A 16818-nucleotide genomic window follows, 5' to 3' on the forward strand; every position below is an offset into this window, starting at 1 on the left:
TGGGGATATAACTATTACTGGCAACTTGCTGACGGAACAACAAATAATAAAAATATCCCACAGCAAATTGGAACCGATAATGACTGGGTTAAAGCAACCGGCGGTGAAACACATGCACATGCTCTCAAAGCAAACAATACTTTATGGGGTTGGGGATTTAACTACGAGGGCCAGGTTGGTGACGGAACGACTGCAAACAGACTTTATCCTATACAAATTGGAACTGAAACAACTTGGGTTGAAATATCAGAAGGTAGAAAACATGGACTTGGATTAAAATACGATGGAACTCTTTGGGGTTGGGGAGATAATGATTTTGGACAAATTGGAGATGGCACGACCAACCAGCACCATAGTCCACAGCAAGTTGGCACCAGTGAAAACTGGACAATGATTTCTTCGATGACCGACAACAGTTCGGGAATGCAGAATGATATGATTCTATTATGGGGCTCGAATCAATACGGGCAGTTAGGCAATGGCAACACAGGAACACTACAAAACTCGCCAGTCATGATTGGATGCACAACTCTCGGAACTTCCGAATTTGCATCTCAAAACAGAGTTAGAATTTATCCAAATCCTGCTACCTCTATAATTCACTTCGACAATGGAGACAATTTTCAATTAAAGAATGTAGAAATAATTGACCTGACAGGCAAAGTCATCATCAGCAATAACAAAAGTGAATCAATTGATATTTCAAATCTGTCAAGCGGAGTCTATGTGGTAAAGACTCATGGAGACAATTTTACGGAAATACAAAAACTTATTAAGCAATAAAATAGCCACTAAAATTCAGTACAGGTTTAGTTGTTTTTTATATTTGAAACTTCATTCATATCTTTCCTTCCAAAAAGAACTCTGATTCAATTGTCTCATCAAAATTTTAGCGACTAATAGTTTACTAATTTTTAAAAACAATCCCAACATTATACAACTCAGTTTTACAACTTTCTAAAGTTTCTGAGCAAACAGCCGAAAAATTCTCATTATTTGCCCAAGGACGAATCGCTAGTTTTACCGAAACATCAGTAAGCGCAATCACATCGATTGATGATTTTGGGTCTTTTAGTATTTTATCATTGGCATCTAAAATGCGTTGAATAATTTCTTTTGTCTTTTTCAAATCAGCATCATACGAAACTGAAATTTGTATATCTGCACGACGCGTTCCTTCCAACGAATGATTAATTATATTTCCGTTAGACAATGCTCCATTTGGTACAAATATCGTTTGATTATTTCCTGTAATTAATTTGGTAACAAATATCTGAATTTCTAAAACCGTTCCCGAAACACCTTGCGCCTCGATTGAGTCTCCAACTTCAAATGGCTTGAACAATATAATAAGAATTCCTCCCGCAAAATTAGACAAGGAACCTTGTAAAGACAATCCAATTGCCAAACCTGCAGCACCAATAATCGCTACAAAAGAAGCAGTTTCTATTCCTAACTTAGAAATGAAAGTTACAAAAAGCAAAATGCGTAATACCCAAATAAGTATATCTATAAGAAATTTAGAAAGTGTGGGTTCAAACTCTCTTTTTCGTACTTTTCTACTAATTAATTTTTTGAAGATTTTAATAGAATAATGTCCAACTAAAAGAATAAAAAAAGCGGTGATTAATCGAGGTGAATAGTCAATTAGCATATTCATGTTTTTTTCTACATACTCGATTATAGTATTTATCGTAACAGACATTTTTATTTTGTTTACTTTGATTCAAATCTACAAAATAATTAAATTAGGATTTGATAAATTATTTCGTTTTTAGTCTTCAACACATTAATGCAATCATTTAGACTCTTTTGACAGTCAAAGTGCGTACGTTTTGGTGTACTGTTTGTAAAAGCAACAAAATATCAGACATGAAAAAACGGTTTAGAATACCTAAACCGTTGATTTTTAAAAGAATAATTTTGTAGCGAAAACGGGAGTTGAACCCGTGACCTCAGGGTTATGAATCCTGCGCTCTAACCGACTGAGCTATCTCGCCATTAAATAAGTTTATTAACACCCTTGAATGCGGGTGCAAATATAGCACTATATTTAAAGCTTCCAAATATTTTTTTAATAAAAATATTATTATTGAAAATATTTTTTTTTCAAACCATAATTATATATATTACACCCAAATTACAACCCATGGAAAGCAAAATAAGATACGAACTGGAATTTCCTATAAACTCCTCTCCACAATTATTATATCAATACATTTCGACACCTTCTGGTTTACAAGAATGGTTTGCAGACAACGTGAACTCACGTGGCGAATTTTTTACATTCAGCTGGGATGATTCTGAAGAAAAAGCAAGATTATATTCTAAAAAATCTGGCGAAAAAATTAAGTTCAAATGGATGGACGAAGACAATAAAGACACCGAATATTATTTTGAAATGAGAATCCTTGTAGACGAAATAACAAAAGACGTTTCACTAATGGTGGTAGATTATGCTGAACATGATGATATTGAAGAATCTAAATTACTATGGGAAAATCAGGTTTCAGATTTAAAACATGTAATAGGTTCTGTTTAGTTTCTAAAAAATATAAAACTTATATTTGTCCCGTTTTGTTCATAAAGCAAAACGGGATTTTTTATGGAAAATATTTCTTTACAAAGCAATCGTGCTTTTTTATATGGTGATGCTGTTTTTGAAACTGTCAAAATTTTAGATAACAAGGTTTTATTTCTAGAAGATCATTATTTTAGGTTGATGTCATCGATGCGAATCTTAAGAATGGAAATTCCTATGAATTTTACGATGGAATTCTTTGAAAACGAAATAGTAGCCGTTACTAAATCTATGAATTTAGAAAATTCAGCAAGAGCTAGAATTACAATTTACAGAAAAGGTGGTGGTTTTTATTTACCACAAGATAATACTATTGATTATTTTATTTCTGTTTCTAAAATAGATAAACCCATTTACGAAATTGAAAAACTAGATTACGAAGTTGATATTTACAAAGACTTTTACATATCAAAACAACTCATTTCTACTCTCAAAACTACAAACAGGCTTACTAATATTACGGGAAGTATTTATGCTAAAGAAAATGATTTAAACAATTGCATTTTACTAAATGAAGAAAAAAATGTTGTAGAAGTTCTAAATGGAAACATTTTTATGCTAAAAGATGGTATTTTAAGTACTCCTCCTATTTCTGACGGTTGCTTAAATGGAATCATGCGAAAACAAATTTTGACTATTGCCAAAACAGTAGAAAATATTGAAGTTATGGAAGAATCTATTTCTCCTTTTGATTTACAAAAAGCTGATGAGTTGTTTATTACCAATGTTATTATAGGAATTCAACCTATAACGAAATACCGAAAAAAAGAATTTCAATCGGATGTTGCCAACCAACTTCTTTCAAAATTGAATGTGAAAATAAGATTGGGCTAGTTAAACATTGGGTTTTCGGGTGCATTAGACCATATTATATAATCTCCACCTTGTTCCATTATTTTTTCTCTCCAAAAATCAGTCGCTGATTTTCCTATTATTTTATTATGGAGTTCATTTTCAGAAATAATCCACGAATTAGACTCTAATTCATTTTGTAATTGTTCAGCGTCCCAACCAGAATACCCTAGAAAAAAGCGAATGTTATTTCTGGTTATTTTTCCTTGATTAATTAAATCTCTTGTAGAATCAAAACAGCCTCCCCAGTATATTCCTTCTGCAATCTCAATACTATTTGGGATTAGTTGGGGGATATTATGAATAAAGTATAAATTATCTTGTTCTATTGGACCTCCATTATATATTTTGAAAGTAGCTGTTATCTCTGGTATTAAATCTTGTATAGTATAACCTAACGGTTTGTTTAAGATAAACCCAACAGAACCTTCTTCGTTATGATCCGCAAGCAAAACCACTGATCTATTAAAAGATAAATCTCCCGTAATAGAAGGTTCCGCTACAAGCAAATGTCCTTTTTTTGGTTTTACAGCTATCATACTATTTTGATTTAGATTTAAATTTAACAAAAAAAATGCTTATAGTCCAAATTAAATCGTTAAAAAACATAAAAAAAGCCACGCAATGCGTGGCTCTCATCGTTTTATGATAAACTATTTTTTATTTACTGATCCTTCTAAGTCAGCACCTGCTTTAAATTTCACTACATTTTTAGCAGCGATTTTGATAGTTTTTCCAGTTTGAGGATTTCTTCCGTCTCTTGCAGCTCTGTTAGATACTGACCAAGATCCAAATCCAACTAGAGATACTCTTCCACCTTTTTGCAAAGTTCCTTCAACATTTCCTAAAAATGATTCTAAAGCTAATTTAGCAGCAGCTTTTGTAATTCCAGCTGAAGCTGACATTGCATCGATTAAATCTGATTTGTTCATAATAATTGTATTAATTGATTGGTTAATAATTTATGATTATACATACAAATTTAATAGGATTTCCTATTCCCACAAGAGTTAAGGCGTTTTTTTGCTTATTTTGTTAATAACTTTGTATTTTTGTTGACAAACAAGTGTATTTTATTACAAAAAAGTGTATACTCGAGTGTCTCAGGGCTTAAAACACCATTGCCAACTCAGAAAAACTAACTCCATTTAACAATTCATGTGCTAACATTTTCTTTTTTCCAGGAAATTGAAGCGATAAAATTTGAATAAAACCTCCAAAAACTGCAATTTTCATTTCTTTTTTAGTTGTAATTATACTACCTACAGTATAGTCATGTTCTTCAACTTCTTGTTTTGTATCGTAAATCTTTATACTAAATTCTTGATCTCCGTCTTTAAAATTACACCAAGCTGTTGGATACGGACTTAATCCTCTAATTAAATTATATATTTCGGTTACATTTTTTGTGAAATCTATTTTACAATTATCTCTATCTAATTTGTAGGCCGTTTTAATATTAATAGTCTCCTGCTGAATGGTAGTTATTACATTTCCTTCAGTAATTTTATCTAAAGTTTCTACAACTGCATCACAACCTAAAACCATGAGTTTGTCATGCAATTCTCCAGCATTTTCAGAATCAGAAATTTCTAATTCCTTACTCAAAATCATAGCTCCAGTATCTATTTTATCATCAATAAAGAAAGTGGTCACACCCGTTTTTGTTTCTCCATTTATAATTGCCCAATTTATAGGTGCTGCCCCACGATAATTTGGCAAAAGTGAAGCATGCAAATTAAATGTTCCTAATTCGGGCATTGCCCAAACTACTTTTGGCAACATTCTAAAGGCAACAACTATATGAAGATTTGCGTTTAATGATTTTAATTCGGATAAAAAGGTTTCATCTTTTAAATTTGTTGGCTGTAATAAAGTCAAGTTATTTTCTAAAGCGTATTCTTTGACTGCCGAATATTTTATTTTCTGACCTCTTCCGGCGGGTTTATCGGCAGCAGTTATTACTCCTACTATTTCGTGTTGATTTTGTTTTGCAATGGCATCTAGAATTCCTACTGCAAATTCTGGTGTTCCCATAAAAACGATTCGTAATGCTTTCATTTCTTAATTAAGTATAAATTGATTTTTTGAATTAATACTAATAATATCATGTTCTATTAGTTGCTTCAAAATTTTTAATATTTCAGATTCGTCTATAGGTAATGTTTCTATTAATGCTCTCGAATTCATTGAATTTTCAGTCAATAACTGAATGATTTCATTTCTAATCTCTTCAGAATTATATGTCTTTTCTTTTTTACTAGAACAATAGGAACAAACGCCACAATCATTAGTAATTGTTTCTCCAAAATAGTGCAACAATAATTTGCTCTTACAAGTATCTTGATTAGAAACATAGTTTACAACCGAATGTAATTGATTTTTCTTAACTAAATTTTGCTTTTCTAAATGTTTAGAAACTCGATTTATAGTCCTATCATCTTCACGAACTTCTAGAAATGTTATTTTCGATTCGTTCTTTTGTGAAAAATAAGCAATGATTTCCATTTTCTGTAACTTCTCCAGCAAATTTAGCACTTTAGCTTCGGTTGAATTCGCTTTTTTTGCAATAAAATTAGTGTTTATATTGGTTTGCAAATCGAAAATCCCCGGATAAGTTCTTAAAATAGTTGAAATAATAGGTTCGTCATCAGGATTTAAACTAACATATCGAATCACTTCTTTGGATTCGATTAAAAATTGAACTTGCGCTTTTTCTGAAAATTCTTGCGAAAGCGAAATAATACTTTGTCTGTCCAGAAACTGAAGTGCATTATAGGTTTTTAATACCGGTAATTTATAATGACTACAAAACTGATTCAAATTGAACGAAAATTCTTCATTAATTCCTTCTCCGTATCCAATCCTAAAGTAATTACAGAGTTTTACAAAAACATCTTTTAGGAAAATAGTATCTGGCAAAACAGCTATAAATTGGCTTTCTGCCATAATAATATCTGAAGGTGAACTAATTAAAATTGCAAAAGCTTTTTCTCCGTTTCGTCCTGCTCTTCCTGCTTCTTGGTAATAACTTTCTAGATTTTCGGGTAAATTAATATGAATAACCGTTTTTACATTGGGTTTGTCTATTCCCATTCCGAAAGCACTCGTGGCAATCATAACCGTTTTTTCGTCACGCATCCACAAATTCATATTGGTTTCTTTTTCTTTAGCAGGTAAACCACCATGATAAAAAGTGGTTTTATGACCTAGAACTTCTAAATGAGAAGCGTATTCGTGACAATTTTTTCTATTCCGTACATATATAATTGCCGATTCTGGGTTTTTTTTAAGAATCTGATTTAATTTGTATATTTTGTCTTCGGCAGGAATAATAAAATAACCTAAATTATGTCGGGCAAAGGATTGCTGGAAAACTTTTGGTTCTTGTAAACCTAATAATGCAATAATATCGTCCTTAACTTGTGGTGTTGCCGATGCGGTCAGTGCCACAAAAGGAATTTTACTAAAATGAGATTTTAGATTTTTAATTTTTAAATAAGAAGGTCTAAAATCATGTCCCCATTGCGATACACAATGTGCTTCGTCGATAGCAATAAGAGAAATTGGCAAGGCTTTTATTCTGTCAAGAACCCAATCTTGTTCTAATCTTTCAGGAGACAAATAGAGAAACTTGTAGTTACCAAACTGGCAATTATCTAGCAAATCTATTAATTCGTCAGACTTTATAGAGCCTGTTAGTGCCATAGCTTTTATATCGCGAGCTTGTAACTGATTTACTTGGTCTTTCATTAAGGCAACCAAAGGAGAAATTACCAAACACAAACCCTCATTTACCATCGTTGGAACCTGAAAACACAATGATTTTCCGCCACCAGTTGGCATGAGTCCAAAAGTATCATTTCCTTCAAGAACCGATTGGATTATTGTATCCTGAACGGGTCTAAATGAATTGTAATGCCAATATTTTTGAAGAATTTGTAATGCTGTTTGCATTTAAATTTTAGAGTTTAGATTTCAGAATTTAGATTTATTAAAATCTAAATTTTATCTAAGATAAAAAGAATTCTTTTATCTACAGTATCTTTTGGGACTTCTATAAGATTGTAACCGTATTTCTGATAGGTTTCTACAAGATGATTGTAAATAAGCTTTGCTTGTTCGTAATTTTCATAACGCTCATTATCAGCAATATAAATATCTTCCCAAGGGGGTAAAATGAATATTTTAGTATACGTATTATTCCGACAAGCGGCATCAAAAAAAGCTGGATAACTATCGCCTATATAATGCATATAAGCTAAAACATCTGGAATTCCTCGATCAAGAAAAACAACTTTATGAGGTTCATTTTGTGCATTTACGAATTGTTTTTTTCTGCCTACTAGAAGTAATTCGCTAAAAAGCAATGGGTTTTCTAGAAATAATTGTTCTATTCCTTCTTTTTTGGCTTCGAGAATAACTTCTCGAGAAATTTCAGGATAACAGCAATAACCTTTGTCCAACAAACCATCTATGATTGTGGTTTTGCCAGTTCCTGGTCCTCCTATGATGACAACAATTTCTTTTTGCACTTTTTTAGAAATAAGGCGCAAAAGTACTTAAATTTATTGGAATTTGAAAAGTTTTTTTTTAGACCTGTCAGGTTTTTAAAACTTGACAGGTCTAGCAATTGCAAATGGGTAATACAAAATCCTAGCTAGCCCTGACACTGTAATTGTTGGAGCTCTTCGCATTTTTCTTGCGAAAGCGACTTCCAGCAGCAGGAATTACAATGGCAAAAATGCACAAGCAATTCGCTACAAAAAATCCTAATTTTTAATGCTAAAAATTGTATATTTGCCTTTATTTTAGTTTTAAGAATGGATAAAAATGTGGAAGAGTTCTACGAACGATTGAAAGTAGAATTAGATAATAGTAACACTTGGCCTGCGGAATATTTGTTTAAATTTATTGTTCCTACAGTTGATGACAATGTAGAACGTGTTGAAAACGCCTTTGATTGTATGGGTGCTGTGATAAAAACAACCAAATCTAAAACAGGCAAATTTACCAGTATCTCTGTAGATGTTACTATGAAAGATGCTCAAGAAATCGTTGATAAATACCAAGAAGTAGGTACCATAAAAGGTATTGTTTCCTTATAAATATGAATACAAAATATATAAAAGAAATTGCTGGCGATGTAGTGCATAATTTAGAATATAATTCTGAAAGAAAACCACTTATTATTCCTGAATACGGTCGCTATTTGCATGTTTTAATAGATCAAGCGACTGCTATTGAAGACAGAACGGAACGAAATAAAGCCGCTAAATATATCATATCAGTAATGGGGAATTTAAATCCTCATTTGCGTGATGTACTCGATTTTCAGCATAAATTATGGGATCAAATATTTATTATGTCTGATTTTAAATTAGATGTAGATTCTCCGTATCCTATTCCGTCACGTGAGGTTTTGAAAATGAGACCTGATCCTTTGAAATATCCACAGAATTTTCCTAAATATCGTTTTTACGGAAACAATATTAAATATATGATTGACGTGGCAAACAAATGGGAAGATGGCGAACTAAAAAGTGCCTTGGTTAAAGTAATTGCAAATCATATGAAAAAATCATATTTGAGTTGGAACAAAGACACGGTGACTGATGAAGTGATTTTTGAGCATTTATTTGAATTATCTGAGGGAAAGTTAAACTTATTATCATCATCTGAAGAATTACTAAATTCTAACGATTTGATACGTACTAACAAACGCGTGTCTAATAAAATTATGTCGAATGTGACTCAAAAACCTAAAATTATAAAAAACGGAAAACCGAAACCTTTTATAAAAAACAATAACAATCCGAAATAAAAAGGCACAAAGGAGCTAAGATACAAAAGCACAAAGAAAAAGTGTTTCTCTAAATCTTAGAACCTGAATTCCTATGAACCTTAGAATCTTAGAGAAAAAATGAGTACATTTAAAATAGAAGGTGGTATCCGACTAAAAGGAGATATACATCCGCAAGGAGCAAAAAACGAAGCATTACAAGTTTTATGTCCAGCATTATTAACTTCCGAAAAAGTTAGAATAACCAATGTTCCAGACATTATTGATGTAAACAAATTGATTGTTTTACTTGGAAACTTAGGTGTAAAAATTCAAAAAAACGGCCCTGGTGATTATACTTTTCAGGCAGATGAGGTAAATATTGATTATTTAAAAACGGAAGCTTTCAAGAAAGAAGGTGGTTCGCTTCGTGGTTCGATTATGATTGTTGGTCCTTTATTAGCAAGATTTGGTTGTGGCTATATTCCAAAACCAGGTGGAGACAAAATAGGAAGAAGAAGACTAGACACACACTTTGAAGGTTTTATAAATCTTGGCGCTAAATTTAGATACGAAAGAGAAGACCATTTTTATGGTGTAGAATGCGAAGGAAAACTAAAAGGCGCTTATATGTTACTTGACGAAGCATCGGTAACTGGAACAGCAAATATTGTAATGGCAGCAGTTCTTGCCGAAGGAACTACAACAATATACAATGCGGCTTGCGAACCCTACTTACAACAATTATGTAAGATGCTAAACTCGATGGGAGCCAAAATTTCTGGAGTTGGGTCAAATTTATTAACTATAGAAGGTGTAGATTCTCTTGGCGGGTGTGAACACAGAATTTTACCCGATATGATCGAAATTGGTTCTTGGATTGGTCTTGCTGCTATGACAAGAAGCGAAATTACTATCAAAAATGTATCATGGGACAACTTGGGAGTTATTCCAAATACGTTTAGAAAATTAGGAATTACTTTAGAAAAAAGAGGCGACGATATTTATATTCCTACGCATGAAAATTATGAAATTAAAACCGATATCGACGGTTCTATTCTTACCATTTCCGATGCGCCTTGGCCAGGATTAACGCCTGATTTATTGAGTATTATTCTTGTAGTCGCAACACAAGCAAAAGGAGATGTTTTGATACACCAAAAAATGTTCGAAAGTCGTTTGTTTTTTGTAGATAAACTAATAGACATGGGTGCAAAAATTATGCTTTGTGATCCGCACAGAGCCGTAATTATGGGACATAATTTCGAATCACAACTTAAAGCAACCACAATGTCTTCGCCAGATATTAGAGCTGGAATTTCATTGTTAATTGCTGCGCTTACTGCAAAAGGGACAAGTATTATTCAAAACATCGAACAAATAGATCGTGGATACGAAAGAATTGACGAACGTTTAAGAGCAATTGGAGCAAATATAGTAAGAGAATAATTTTTTAAAAATTCAACATTCAACATTCGTTGTTTTAAATAAATGAAGACTGTTGAATAACGAATTTTGAATGTTGAAATAACAAACAATAACAAATCCCATTACTTACGTTTTGGGATTTATTTTAAACACGAATAATTCAACTTTATTCTTTTGAAGAAAAAAGTAATTAGGATTTGAATATTTAAAGCTATGATTAAAAAAAAACTTATTTTATTCCTATCGCTATTAATTACAATAAATTGTTTTTCTCAAAAAAACAAATCAAATGACAAAACAATTGCAATTACAATTGCACCGCTTTATACTATAGATTTTACAGATGGATCGTCATTAAGATTAGGTTTAGATTATATTCCGTCCAATAATTTCCTTTTAAGTTTAGAAACAGGAACTTATATTATAAATCAAAATTTTAATAAGATTAACCCCAAAGGGTTTCTAATAAAACCAAGTGTAAATTATTCAATTTCAAAAGATGAATACAAAACACAGTATATAGGTATAGAATATATGTATAAAAAACAAAACTATGATGTTAGAGATAGTTTAAAAGTGAATGACATTAAATCAAACAATCAATATAATATAAATAGAAATGTACATACTGTATCTCTAAAATATACTTTAAGAGAAAGCTTAGGGACACATTTTTATTATGATTTCAATTTTGGTTTAGGCGTTCGGTTTATAAATTCAAAATCGAATTTGTCAGAACAAGAAGTAGATGGAATATTAGATTCTGAAATAAATGGAGCTACACAAGCACAGGGTTTAATAAATGATATTGGCAAATTAGTTTATCCAAATCTAATTTTAAATTTTAAATTGGGATATTTTTTATTTTAATTCGATTTAGCCAAACTCTTTGATAAACTATGGAAACCTATATTATAATTTTACTTTGTATTGCTTCATTTTTTGCTGGATTTGTAGATGCAGTAGTTGGTGGTGGTGGATTAATTCAAACTCCAATTGCATTAATTTTATTGCCTAATTTTCCTATTGCATCAGTAACTGGGTCTCTAAAAATTCCTGGAATTAGTGGCACGAGCGTTGCTGCTTTTCACTATTTGAAACATGTGACCATGAACTGGAAATTATTAATTATCATGGCTCTTTTTTCATGTGGTTTTGCTTTTATGGGCTCTGAATTATTAACGCTGGTGAGTAACGATTTTATGAAACCGTTATTGTTTGGAATTCTAATTTTATTAGCTATTTACACTTTTATCAAAAAAGATTTTGGGCAACATCAAATCAAAGAATTATCAGAAATTAATATGATACTTCTAGGTATTATCATCAGTTCTTTTATTGGATTTTATGACGGATTTATTGGTCCTGGAACAGGAAGTTTTCTTGTCGTAGCTTTTATTACCATTCTGGGTTTCGACTTTTTGCATGCTTCTGCCAATGCGAAAATGGTCAATGTCGCCTCTAATATCGGTTCGATTACTTTATTTATTATGAAAGGAAAAATCATTTGGCTCATAGCAATTCCTATGGCATTTTGCAACGCTTTTGGTGGTTGGTTGGGTGCAAAAACAGCAATTAAAAAAGGAAATGGTTTTATTCGAGTTTTCTTTTTGCTAGTTGTTATTGGAACTTTGATTCGTTTTGGATATGATGTTTTTTTAAAACGGTAGCTATTACTCGTTTATCCTAATCCAAAACATTCAAAAATTTCAATCCGAAAATCACACCGTCAGTCTGAAAACCATTCTGATACGAGCGTACATAATCCAATCTGAAAATTTTAAATTTTCCGAAACCTAAATTATCTAATCCTGCCGAAAATTCATAATAAGGTGTTCTATTAGGAACCGAAAGATTATGATAACCTAAAATTAAATTCGATTTCAATTTATTCAACAACGGAATTTTATTTATAATAAAACCTTTGTCATCGTATTCCAAATGAGCTTCAAAAAAAGCATCATTGGTGCTATTTGCATAATAAGGCATCAAGTTAAAAACATTCAGATAGTTATCCGATTGCCCAATTCTAGTTTGGTTTCCTGCAAAATGTTTGTAATCTACAAATGAAATATTATCTGCGTTGAAGAATTTTCCAGCAGTCACATTTACTCCTAAATGTCCTTTATTTCCTAATGCAAAATCCTGTGTTACTTTTGCTCCTAAATAATCGAAATTATACTTGTTTTGACTTCCAGCAAAACCTTTTTCATACGTAAAATAAAGAACTGGATATTTATCATTTGGGATATTAAATTTTCCGTCAGGACGAGTCCAATATTCTTGACCAAAGTTTATTTTTCCAGTTATCTTTCCTTTTGCCAAATTATGTTTTATAATAGCTGGAGTGAAATTATCTGAAGGCAATAACGGATTGTTTGAAGTGTACAAATCATCGCTCTTTATAATTGCAAAATCGGTATTATTAAACAATGGTTTTCTTTCCGAATAGTCGAAATTGGCATAAAGAGAAAAACCGTTTACAACTTCTTGGCTATAACTTAATTTGACAAAATTCTTATCAAATAATTTCATGTAATTATTTTTAAAAAACAAGGTACTAATAGAGTTTACAATATCTGAAATTGGCTTTTTCTCATTAAACTGAGTTGCTTCGCTTCCGCCAGAAATAGCTAAAAAAGCGTTGTTGTGATTGTTGAATTTTTTAGAAAAATCCGCAATCATTCTTAATTTAGTTTCAGCAAAACCATAATTAAATTTTGTTCCAAAATTTGTATACGTTCTGTCGTCTGGATTTCGTTTAGTATACGACAATCCTGCGGATAAGTTATAACCTTGAACCGTGTTAAATCTCAATGAAGTTAGTGGTCCACTATAATTTATAGTTGTGTTTTTGTACGAGTTTTTATAAATATAACCAGATAAAATTTGCTGTAATTTAAACTTATTCTCTTTTTTATCTATCGAGTCTAGATACGTTTTAGATTTTCGCAAGGTTTGAATACTGTCTTTCTTGACATAATCTGTACTTTCTTCTACTGTTAACGGAATTGGTCGAATCGTATTCCAGAAACTATCCTCTTTTTTGTTTGAATCTTTTTCGAAAGTAAGCACTTCTTTAGTAAATGTTTTTTTTGTAAACTTTGGTTCAAATTCAAAATTACTATATACATAAGTGAAACGTCCAGAGACATTAATCCCGAGCATTCCAGCAATAAAATCAAGGCTTTGTGTGTTTTTTGTCCAAATATTGTCTGTTTTATTAAAACTGAAGCTTTGCTTTAATATTAAATTGTCAATTGCTGGTGTTTGCATTCGGTACCCTTTTAGATTTACGTCGACTGCATAAATTGCCCACGAATCTTCTACTATATATATATAACCTTCCACAACAGGTTCGGTATCACGACGTGGAATTACTTTTATTTTGTTTACTTGCTGCTTGTCTTCGTTATAGAAACTACCTTCAATTTTAAACTTATAATAATTGAAAGCATTGTCACTTATTGGTGAAATTACATTGACTTGAAAAGGTAAATAATTTTCATAAAAATCGAAATCGACACCAGCAGCATTGTTAAAACTAAAGCCATTATCTTTTCCACTTACTTTTGAAGCCAAAATAGTTTCTTTCATTTTATCTGGCTTCTGAAAATTTAGCTTTGACACCGTTTCCGATAAATACAAAATACCCGTTCTAGTCGAATCTAAAGCGCCATCAAAATCACCAATTTCTTGACCTAAAATTTTCTTGGGAGCATCTTTTATTCGCATCAATCCACGAGAATAGAAATCAGCATTATATTTTGCTGTTTTTGCCGAGTTTTCCTTTTTTGCAGCAATTGCATTCCGTATAATTTGTTTAGCTGGATCTTCCTGATTACTAATAACCACTTCGTTTAGAGTGAAATTTTCTTCCACCAATTTTACATTCAACTCATACGGAAAAGTTTCAATAGTAACTGGAATTTTTCTGGTTTTGAAACCTAAGTATTGAAAAACAATAACATATTTTCCAGCTTTCTTTACATTTAATTCATAAAAACCTTTCTCATTAGACGAAGTATTGTTATAAGAATTTTCTAAAAAAATATTGACTGATGGAAGTGAAACATTTTTGTCATCAGTAATTAAGCCTTTTATTTGAGAAAATGTCGGAATTGATGCTAGAAGAAATAGCAGAAATGTTATTTTTTTCATTGGTAAATTTATAATAAGACGAATTTTAGTCCAAAAGGTTACAATTTATAAAAAAGATTGTAGTGCTAACTCATAGCTTTTTAATCCAAAACCAATAACAACACCTTTTGCAGATGGTGAAATATACGATTGATGACGAAAAGTTTCTCGAGAAAAAGTGTTAGAAATATGCACCTCAACTACTGGAGTTGTTATTGCTTTTACACAATCACCAATTCCTATTGAAGTATGCGTATAAGCACCAGCGTTGAGAATTATGCCATCATAACTGAATCCTACTTCTTGCAATTTATTAATAATTTCACCTTCAACATTGCTTTGATAATAACTTAATTCAATAGACCGAAATTTAGATTTTAATTCGTTAAAATAGGCTTCAAAATCCTGATTCCCGTATATTTCTGGCTCCCGTTTTCCTAATAGATTAAGGTTTGGTCCGTTTATAATGATGATTTTCATTGTTTGTTTTTTGTAAAAATAAAAAAACCATTCCGATTAAAGATTGGTTTAACAAAATTTATAGTTTTTATTCTACTTCATTAAACGTTTAAACTTTCGCCTATCTTCAATGCACATTTCTCTCCATCGATAGCTGCTGAGATAATTCCACCTGCATAACCAGCACCTTCACCGCAAGGATACAGACCTTTTATTTGCAAATGTTCTAAGTTAATTTCATCTCTAGGAATACGAACTGGCGACGAAGTTCTAGATTCTGGAGCGTGCAAAATGGCTTCATTAGTTAAATAACCTTTCATCGATTTTCCAAATTCAGAGAAACCTTCTCGTAATATTTGTGACAAAAATCCAGGAAAAACCTGACCCATTTCTACCGAAGTAGTTCCAGGAACATACGATGTTTTAGGAATTTCTTTTGATATTTTATTTTGTGTAAAATCGATCATTCGTTGTGCCGGAACTTTTTGAGTTTGCCCAGCTAAATCCCACGCTTTTTGCTCAATACTTTTTTGAAATTCCATTCCAGCTAAAGCACCAAATTTTGCAAATGGTTTGAAATCCTCTAATTTTAATTCGATTACAATTCCAGAATTTGCAGTTGCTTGATCTCGTTTAGATGGCGACCAACCATTGGTTACAACCTCACCAGGACTAGTAGCACAAGGCGCAATAACACCACCTGGACACATACAAAAAGAATACATGCCACGACCATTTACCTGTTTTACAATAGAATATGGAGCTGGAGGTAAATGTTCGCCCCTATAATCACATGAATATTGAATCTGGTCTATCAGACTTTGTGGATGCTCAGCACGAACACCCAAAGCAAAAGGTTTGGCTTCAATTAAGATTTTCTTTCTATCTAATAATTCGAAAATATCACGAGCAGAATGTCCTGTAGCTAAGATTATTTTATTGGCAAAAATTGTATCTCCATTTTGAGTGACAATTCCTTGCACTTCGTTGTTTTTTACTACAATATCAGTTACACGAGTTTCGAAAAGGACTTTTCCGCCCATTTCGATAATTTTTTCTCGAATATCTTGAATAATTTGTGGTAATTTATTGGTTCCAATGTGCGGATGCGCTTCAACCAAAATGTCTGGTGTAGCACCAAAAGCTACTAATAATTTAAGAATTCTATCGATATCTCCACGCTTTTTTGAACGTGTATATAATTTTCCATCCGAATAAGTTCCTGCTCCACCTTCGCCAAAACAATAATTAGAATCTTCGTTGACAATATGATCTACATTTATTGCTTTTAGATCTCGGCGGCGACCACGAACGTCTTTTCCACGCTCGATGAGAATTGGTTTTAAACCCAATTCTATCAATTGCAATGCAGCAAAAAGTCCTGCTGGCCCTGCTCCTATTACTATTACTTCTTGTAAATTTGAAACATCTTTATATTCTGGAAGTTGTATTTTTTGTTCGACAAAATTTTCTCCTTGCAGATAAACAGTAACTTTTAAGTTTATTTTTATGGCTTTCTGACGTGCATCGATAGAACGTTTTAAAATCGAAATATGCTGAATATCTTTAACAGAAA

General features: G+C 31.9%; 17 protein-coding genes and 1 tRNA gene. 8 read left to right on the forward strand and 10 right to left on the reverse strand.

Annotated features, from left to right (window positions below):
- A partial coding sequence (locus tag ACHZC3_RS01125) for a T9SS type A sorting domain-containing protein (protein ID WP_394758036.1) occupies nt 1–783 on the forward strand: 783 nt, incomplete at its 5' end.
- Nucleotides 784–907: 124 nt separating this feature from the next.
- On the opposite strand, the gene ACHZC3_RS01130 is transcribed toward ACHZC3_RS01125, so the two are convergent.
- Complete coding sequence (locus ACHZC3_RS01130; RefSeq protein ID WP_394758037.1) at nt 908–1705, reverse strand: mechanosensitive ion channel family protein; 798 nt, start codon at nt 1703–1705, stop codon at nt 908–910.
- 221 nt (nt 1706–1926) lie between these two features.
- Nucleotides 1927–2000: transfer RNA gene (locus tag ACHZC3_RS01135), tRNA-Met, on the reverse strand.
- Between the two features lie 149 nt (nt 2001–2149).
- Here ACHZC3_RS01135 and ACHZC3_RS01140 point away from each other — a divergent pair.
- A complete protein-coding gene (locus ACHZC3_RS01140; RefSeq protein WP_394758038.1) occupies nt 2150–2542 on the forward strand; it encodes an START-like domain-containing protein in 393 nt (130 codons plus the stop codon).
- A 63-nt stretch (nt 2543–2605) separates the two neighbouring features.
- Entirely contained in the window at nt 2606–3415 is an 810-nt protein-coding gene (locus ACHZC3_RS01145; protein WP_394758039.1) for an aminotransferase class IV, read from the forward strand.
- Here ACHZC3_RS01145 and ACHZC3_RS01150 read toward each other — a convergent pair.
- The 5 genes from ACHZC3_RS01150 to ACHZC3_RS01170 all read right to left on the reverse strand — a co-directional run bounded on the left by ACHZC3_RS01150 (nt 3412) and on the right by ACHZC3_RS01170 (nt 7968).
- Entirely contained in the window at nt 3412–3972 is a 561-nt protein-coding gene (locus ACHZC3_RS01150) for a YqgE/AlgH family protein (protein WP_394758040.1), read from the reverse strand. The two genes, ACHZC3_RS01145 and ACHZC3_RS01150, sit on opposite strands and share 4 nt — an antisense overlap.
- Before the next feature lie 114 nt (nt 3973–4086).
- Nucleotides 4087–4365, reverse strand: a complete 279-nt coding sequence (locus tag ACHZC3_RS01155) for an HU family DNA-binding protein (protein ID WP_394758041.1) — start codon at nt 4363–4365, stop codon at nt 4087–4089.
- 178 nt (nt 4366–4543) lie between these two features.
- On the reverse strand, nt 4544–5494 hold the full coding sequence (fmt, locus tag ACHZC3_RS01160; RefSeq protein ID WP_394758042.1) for a methionyl-tRNA formyltransferase: 951 nt from the start codon (nt 5492–5494) through the stop codon (nt 4544–4546).
- A gap of 3 nt (nt 5495–5497) precedes the next feature.
- Nucleotides 5498–7390 carry an ATP-dependent DNA helicase RecQ gene (locus ACHZC3_RS01165; protein ID WP_394758043.1) on the reverse strand — a complete coding sequence of 631 codons (1893 nt, stop codon included), beginning with the start codon at nt 7388–7390 and terminating at the stop codon, nt 5498–5500.
- 44 nt (nt 7391–7434) lie between these two features.
- Nucleotides 7435–7968, reverse strand: a complete 534-nt coding sequence (locus tag ACHZC3_RS01170) for an AAA family ATPase (protein WP_394758044.1) — start codon at nt 7966–7968, stop codon at nt 7435–7437.
- 288 nt (nt 7969–8256) lie between these two features.
- Between ACHZC3_RS01170 and ACHZC3_RS01175 the strand changes: the two genes are divergently transcribed.
- The 5 genes from ACHZC3_RS01175 to ACHZC3_RS01195 all read left to right on the forward strand — a co-directional run bounded on the left by ACHZC3_RS01175 (nt 8257) and on the right by ACHZC3_RS01195 (nt 12313).
- Nucleotides 8257–8541 (forward strand): DUF493 family protein, encoded by a 285-nt coding sequence (locus tag ACHZC3_RS01175; protein WP_394758045.1) that lies wholly within the window; start codon nt 8257–8259, stop codon nt 8539–8541.
- 2 nt (nt 8542–8543) lie between these two features.
- Complete coding sequence (locus ACHZC3_RS01180) at nt 8544–9257, forward strand: DUF4290 domain-containing protein (protein WP_394758046.1); 714 nt, start codon at nt 8544–8546, stop codon at nt 9255–9257.
- Between the two features lie 99 nt (nt 9258–9356).
- Nucleotides 9357–10664, forward strand: coding sequence for a UDP-N-acetylglucosamine 1-carboxyvinyltransferase (gene murA, locus ACHZC3_RS01185; protein WP_394758047.1), 1308 nt, complete (start codon nt 9357–9359; stop codon nt 10662–10664).
- A gap of 192 nt (nt 10665–10856) precedes the next feature.
- Complete coding sequence (locus ACHZC3_RS01190) at nt 10857–11513, forward strand: hypothetical protein (RefSeq protein WP_394758048.1); 657 nt, start codon at nt 10857–10859, stop codon at nt 11511–11513.
- Nucleotides 11514–11542: 29 nt separating this feature from the next.
- Nucleotides 11543–12313 carry a sulfite exporter TauE/SafE family protein gene (locus ACHZC3_RS01195; RefSeq protein ID WP_394758049.1) on the forward strand — a complete coding sequence of 257 codons (771 nt, stop codon included), beginning with the start codon at nt 11543–11545 and terminating at the stop codon, nt 12311–12313.
- Nucleotides 12314–12329: 16 nt separating this feature from the next.
- Here ACHZC3_RS01195 and ACHZC3_RS01200 read toward each other — a convergent pair whose 3' ends face one another.
- The 3 genes from ACHZC3_RS01200 to ACHZC3_RS01210 all read right to left on the reverse strand — a co-directional run.
- Nucleotides 12330–14804, reverse strand: coding sequence for a DUF5686 and carboxypeptidase regulatory-like domain-containing protein (locus ACHZC3_RS01200; RefSeq protein ID WP_394758050.1), 2475 nt, complete (start codon nt 14802–14804; stop codon nt 12330–12332).
- A 45-nt stretch (nt 14805–14849) separates the two neighbouring features.
- Nucleotides 14850–15263 carry a type II 3-dehydroquinate dehydratase gene (locus tag ACHZC3_RS01205; RefSeq protein ID WP_394758051.1) on the reverse strand — a complete coding sequence of 138 codons (414 nt, stop codon included), beginning with the start codon at nt 15261–15263 and terminating at the stop codon, nt 14850–14852.
- A gap of 80 nt (nt 15264–15343) precedes the next feature.
- The coding region (locus tag ACHZC3_RS01210; RefSeq protein WP_394758052.1) for an NAD(P)/FAD-dependent oxidoreductase at nt 15344–16818 on the reverse strand (1475 nt) is incomplete at its 5' end.

This window comes from Flavobacterium sp., from assembly GCF_043720215.1.
Taxonomy (GTDB): Bacteria; Bacteroidota; Bacteroidia; order Flavobacteriales; family Flavobacteriaceae; genus Flavobacterium.

Coding starts and splice junctions, on each gene's coding strand:
- ACHZC3_RS01190 (WP_394758048.1), top strand. CDS start 10,857: ATGATTAAAAAAAAACTTATTTTATTCCTATCGCTATTAATTACAATA.
- ACHZC3_RS01145 (WP_394758039.1), top strand. CDS start 2,606: ATGGAAAATATTTCTTTACAAAGCAATCGTGCTTTTTTATATGGTGAT.
- ACHZC3_RS01200 (WP_394758050.1), bottom strand. CDS start 14,804: ATGAAAAAAATAACATTTCTGCTATTTCTTCTAGCATCAATTCCGACA.
- ACHZC3_RS01130 (WP_394758037.1), bottom strand. CDS start 1,705: ATGTCTGTTACGATAAATACTATAATCGAGTATGTAGAAAAAAACATG.
- ACHZC3_RS01155 (WP_394758041.1), bottom strand. CDS start 4,365: ATGAACAAATCAGATTTAATCGATGCAATGTCAGCTTCAGCTGGAATT.
- fmt (WP_394758042.1), bottom strand. CDS start 5,494: ATGAAAGCATTACGAATCGTTTTTATGGGAACACCAGAATTTGCAGTA.
- ACHZC3_RS01150 (WP_394758040.1), bottom strand. CDS start 3,972: ATGATAGCTGTAAAACCAAAAAAAGGACATTTGCTTGTAGCGGAACCT.
- ACHZC3_RS01195 (WP_394758049.1), top strand. CDS start 11,543: ATGGAAACCTATATTATAATTTTACTTTGTATTGCTTCATTTTTTGCT.
- ACHZC3_RS01140 (WP_394758038.1), top strand. CDS start 2,150: ATGGAAAGCAAAATAAGATACGAACTGGAATTTCCTATAAACTCCTCT.
- ACHZC3_RS01165 (WP_394758043.1), bottom strand. CDS start 7,390: ATGCAAACAGCATTACAAATTCTTCAAAAATATTGGCATTACAATTCA.
- ACHZC3_RS01175 (WP_394758045.1), top strand. CDS start 8,257: ATGGATAAAAATGTGGAAGAGTTCTACGAACGATTGAAAGTAGAATTA.
- murA (WP_394758047.1), top strand. CDS start 9,357: ATGAGTACATTTAAAATAGAAGGTGGTATCCGACTAAAAGGAGATATA.
- ACHZC3_RS01205 (WP_394758051.1), bottom strand. CDS start 15,263: ATGAAAATCATCATTATAAACGGACCAAACCTTAATCTATTAGGAAAA.
- ACHZC3_RS01180 (WP_394758046.1), top strand. CDS start 8,544: ATGAATACAAAATATATAAAAGAAATTGCTGGCGATGTAGTGCATAAT.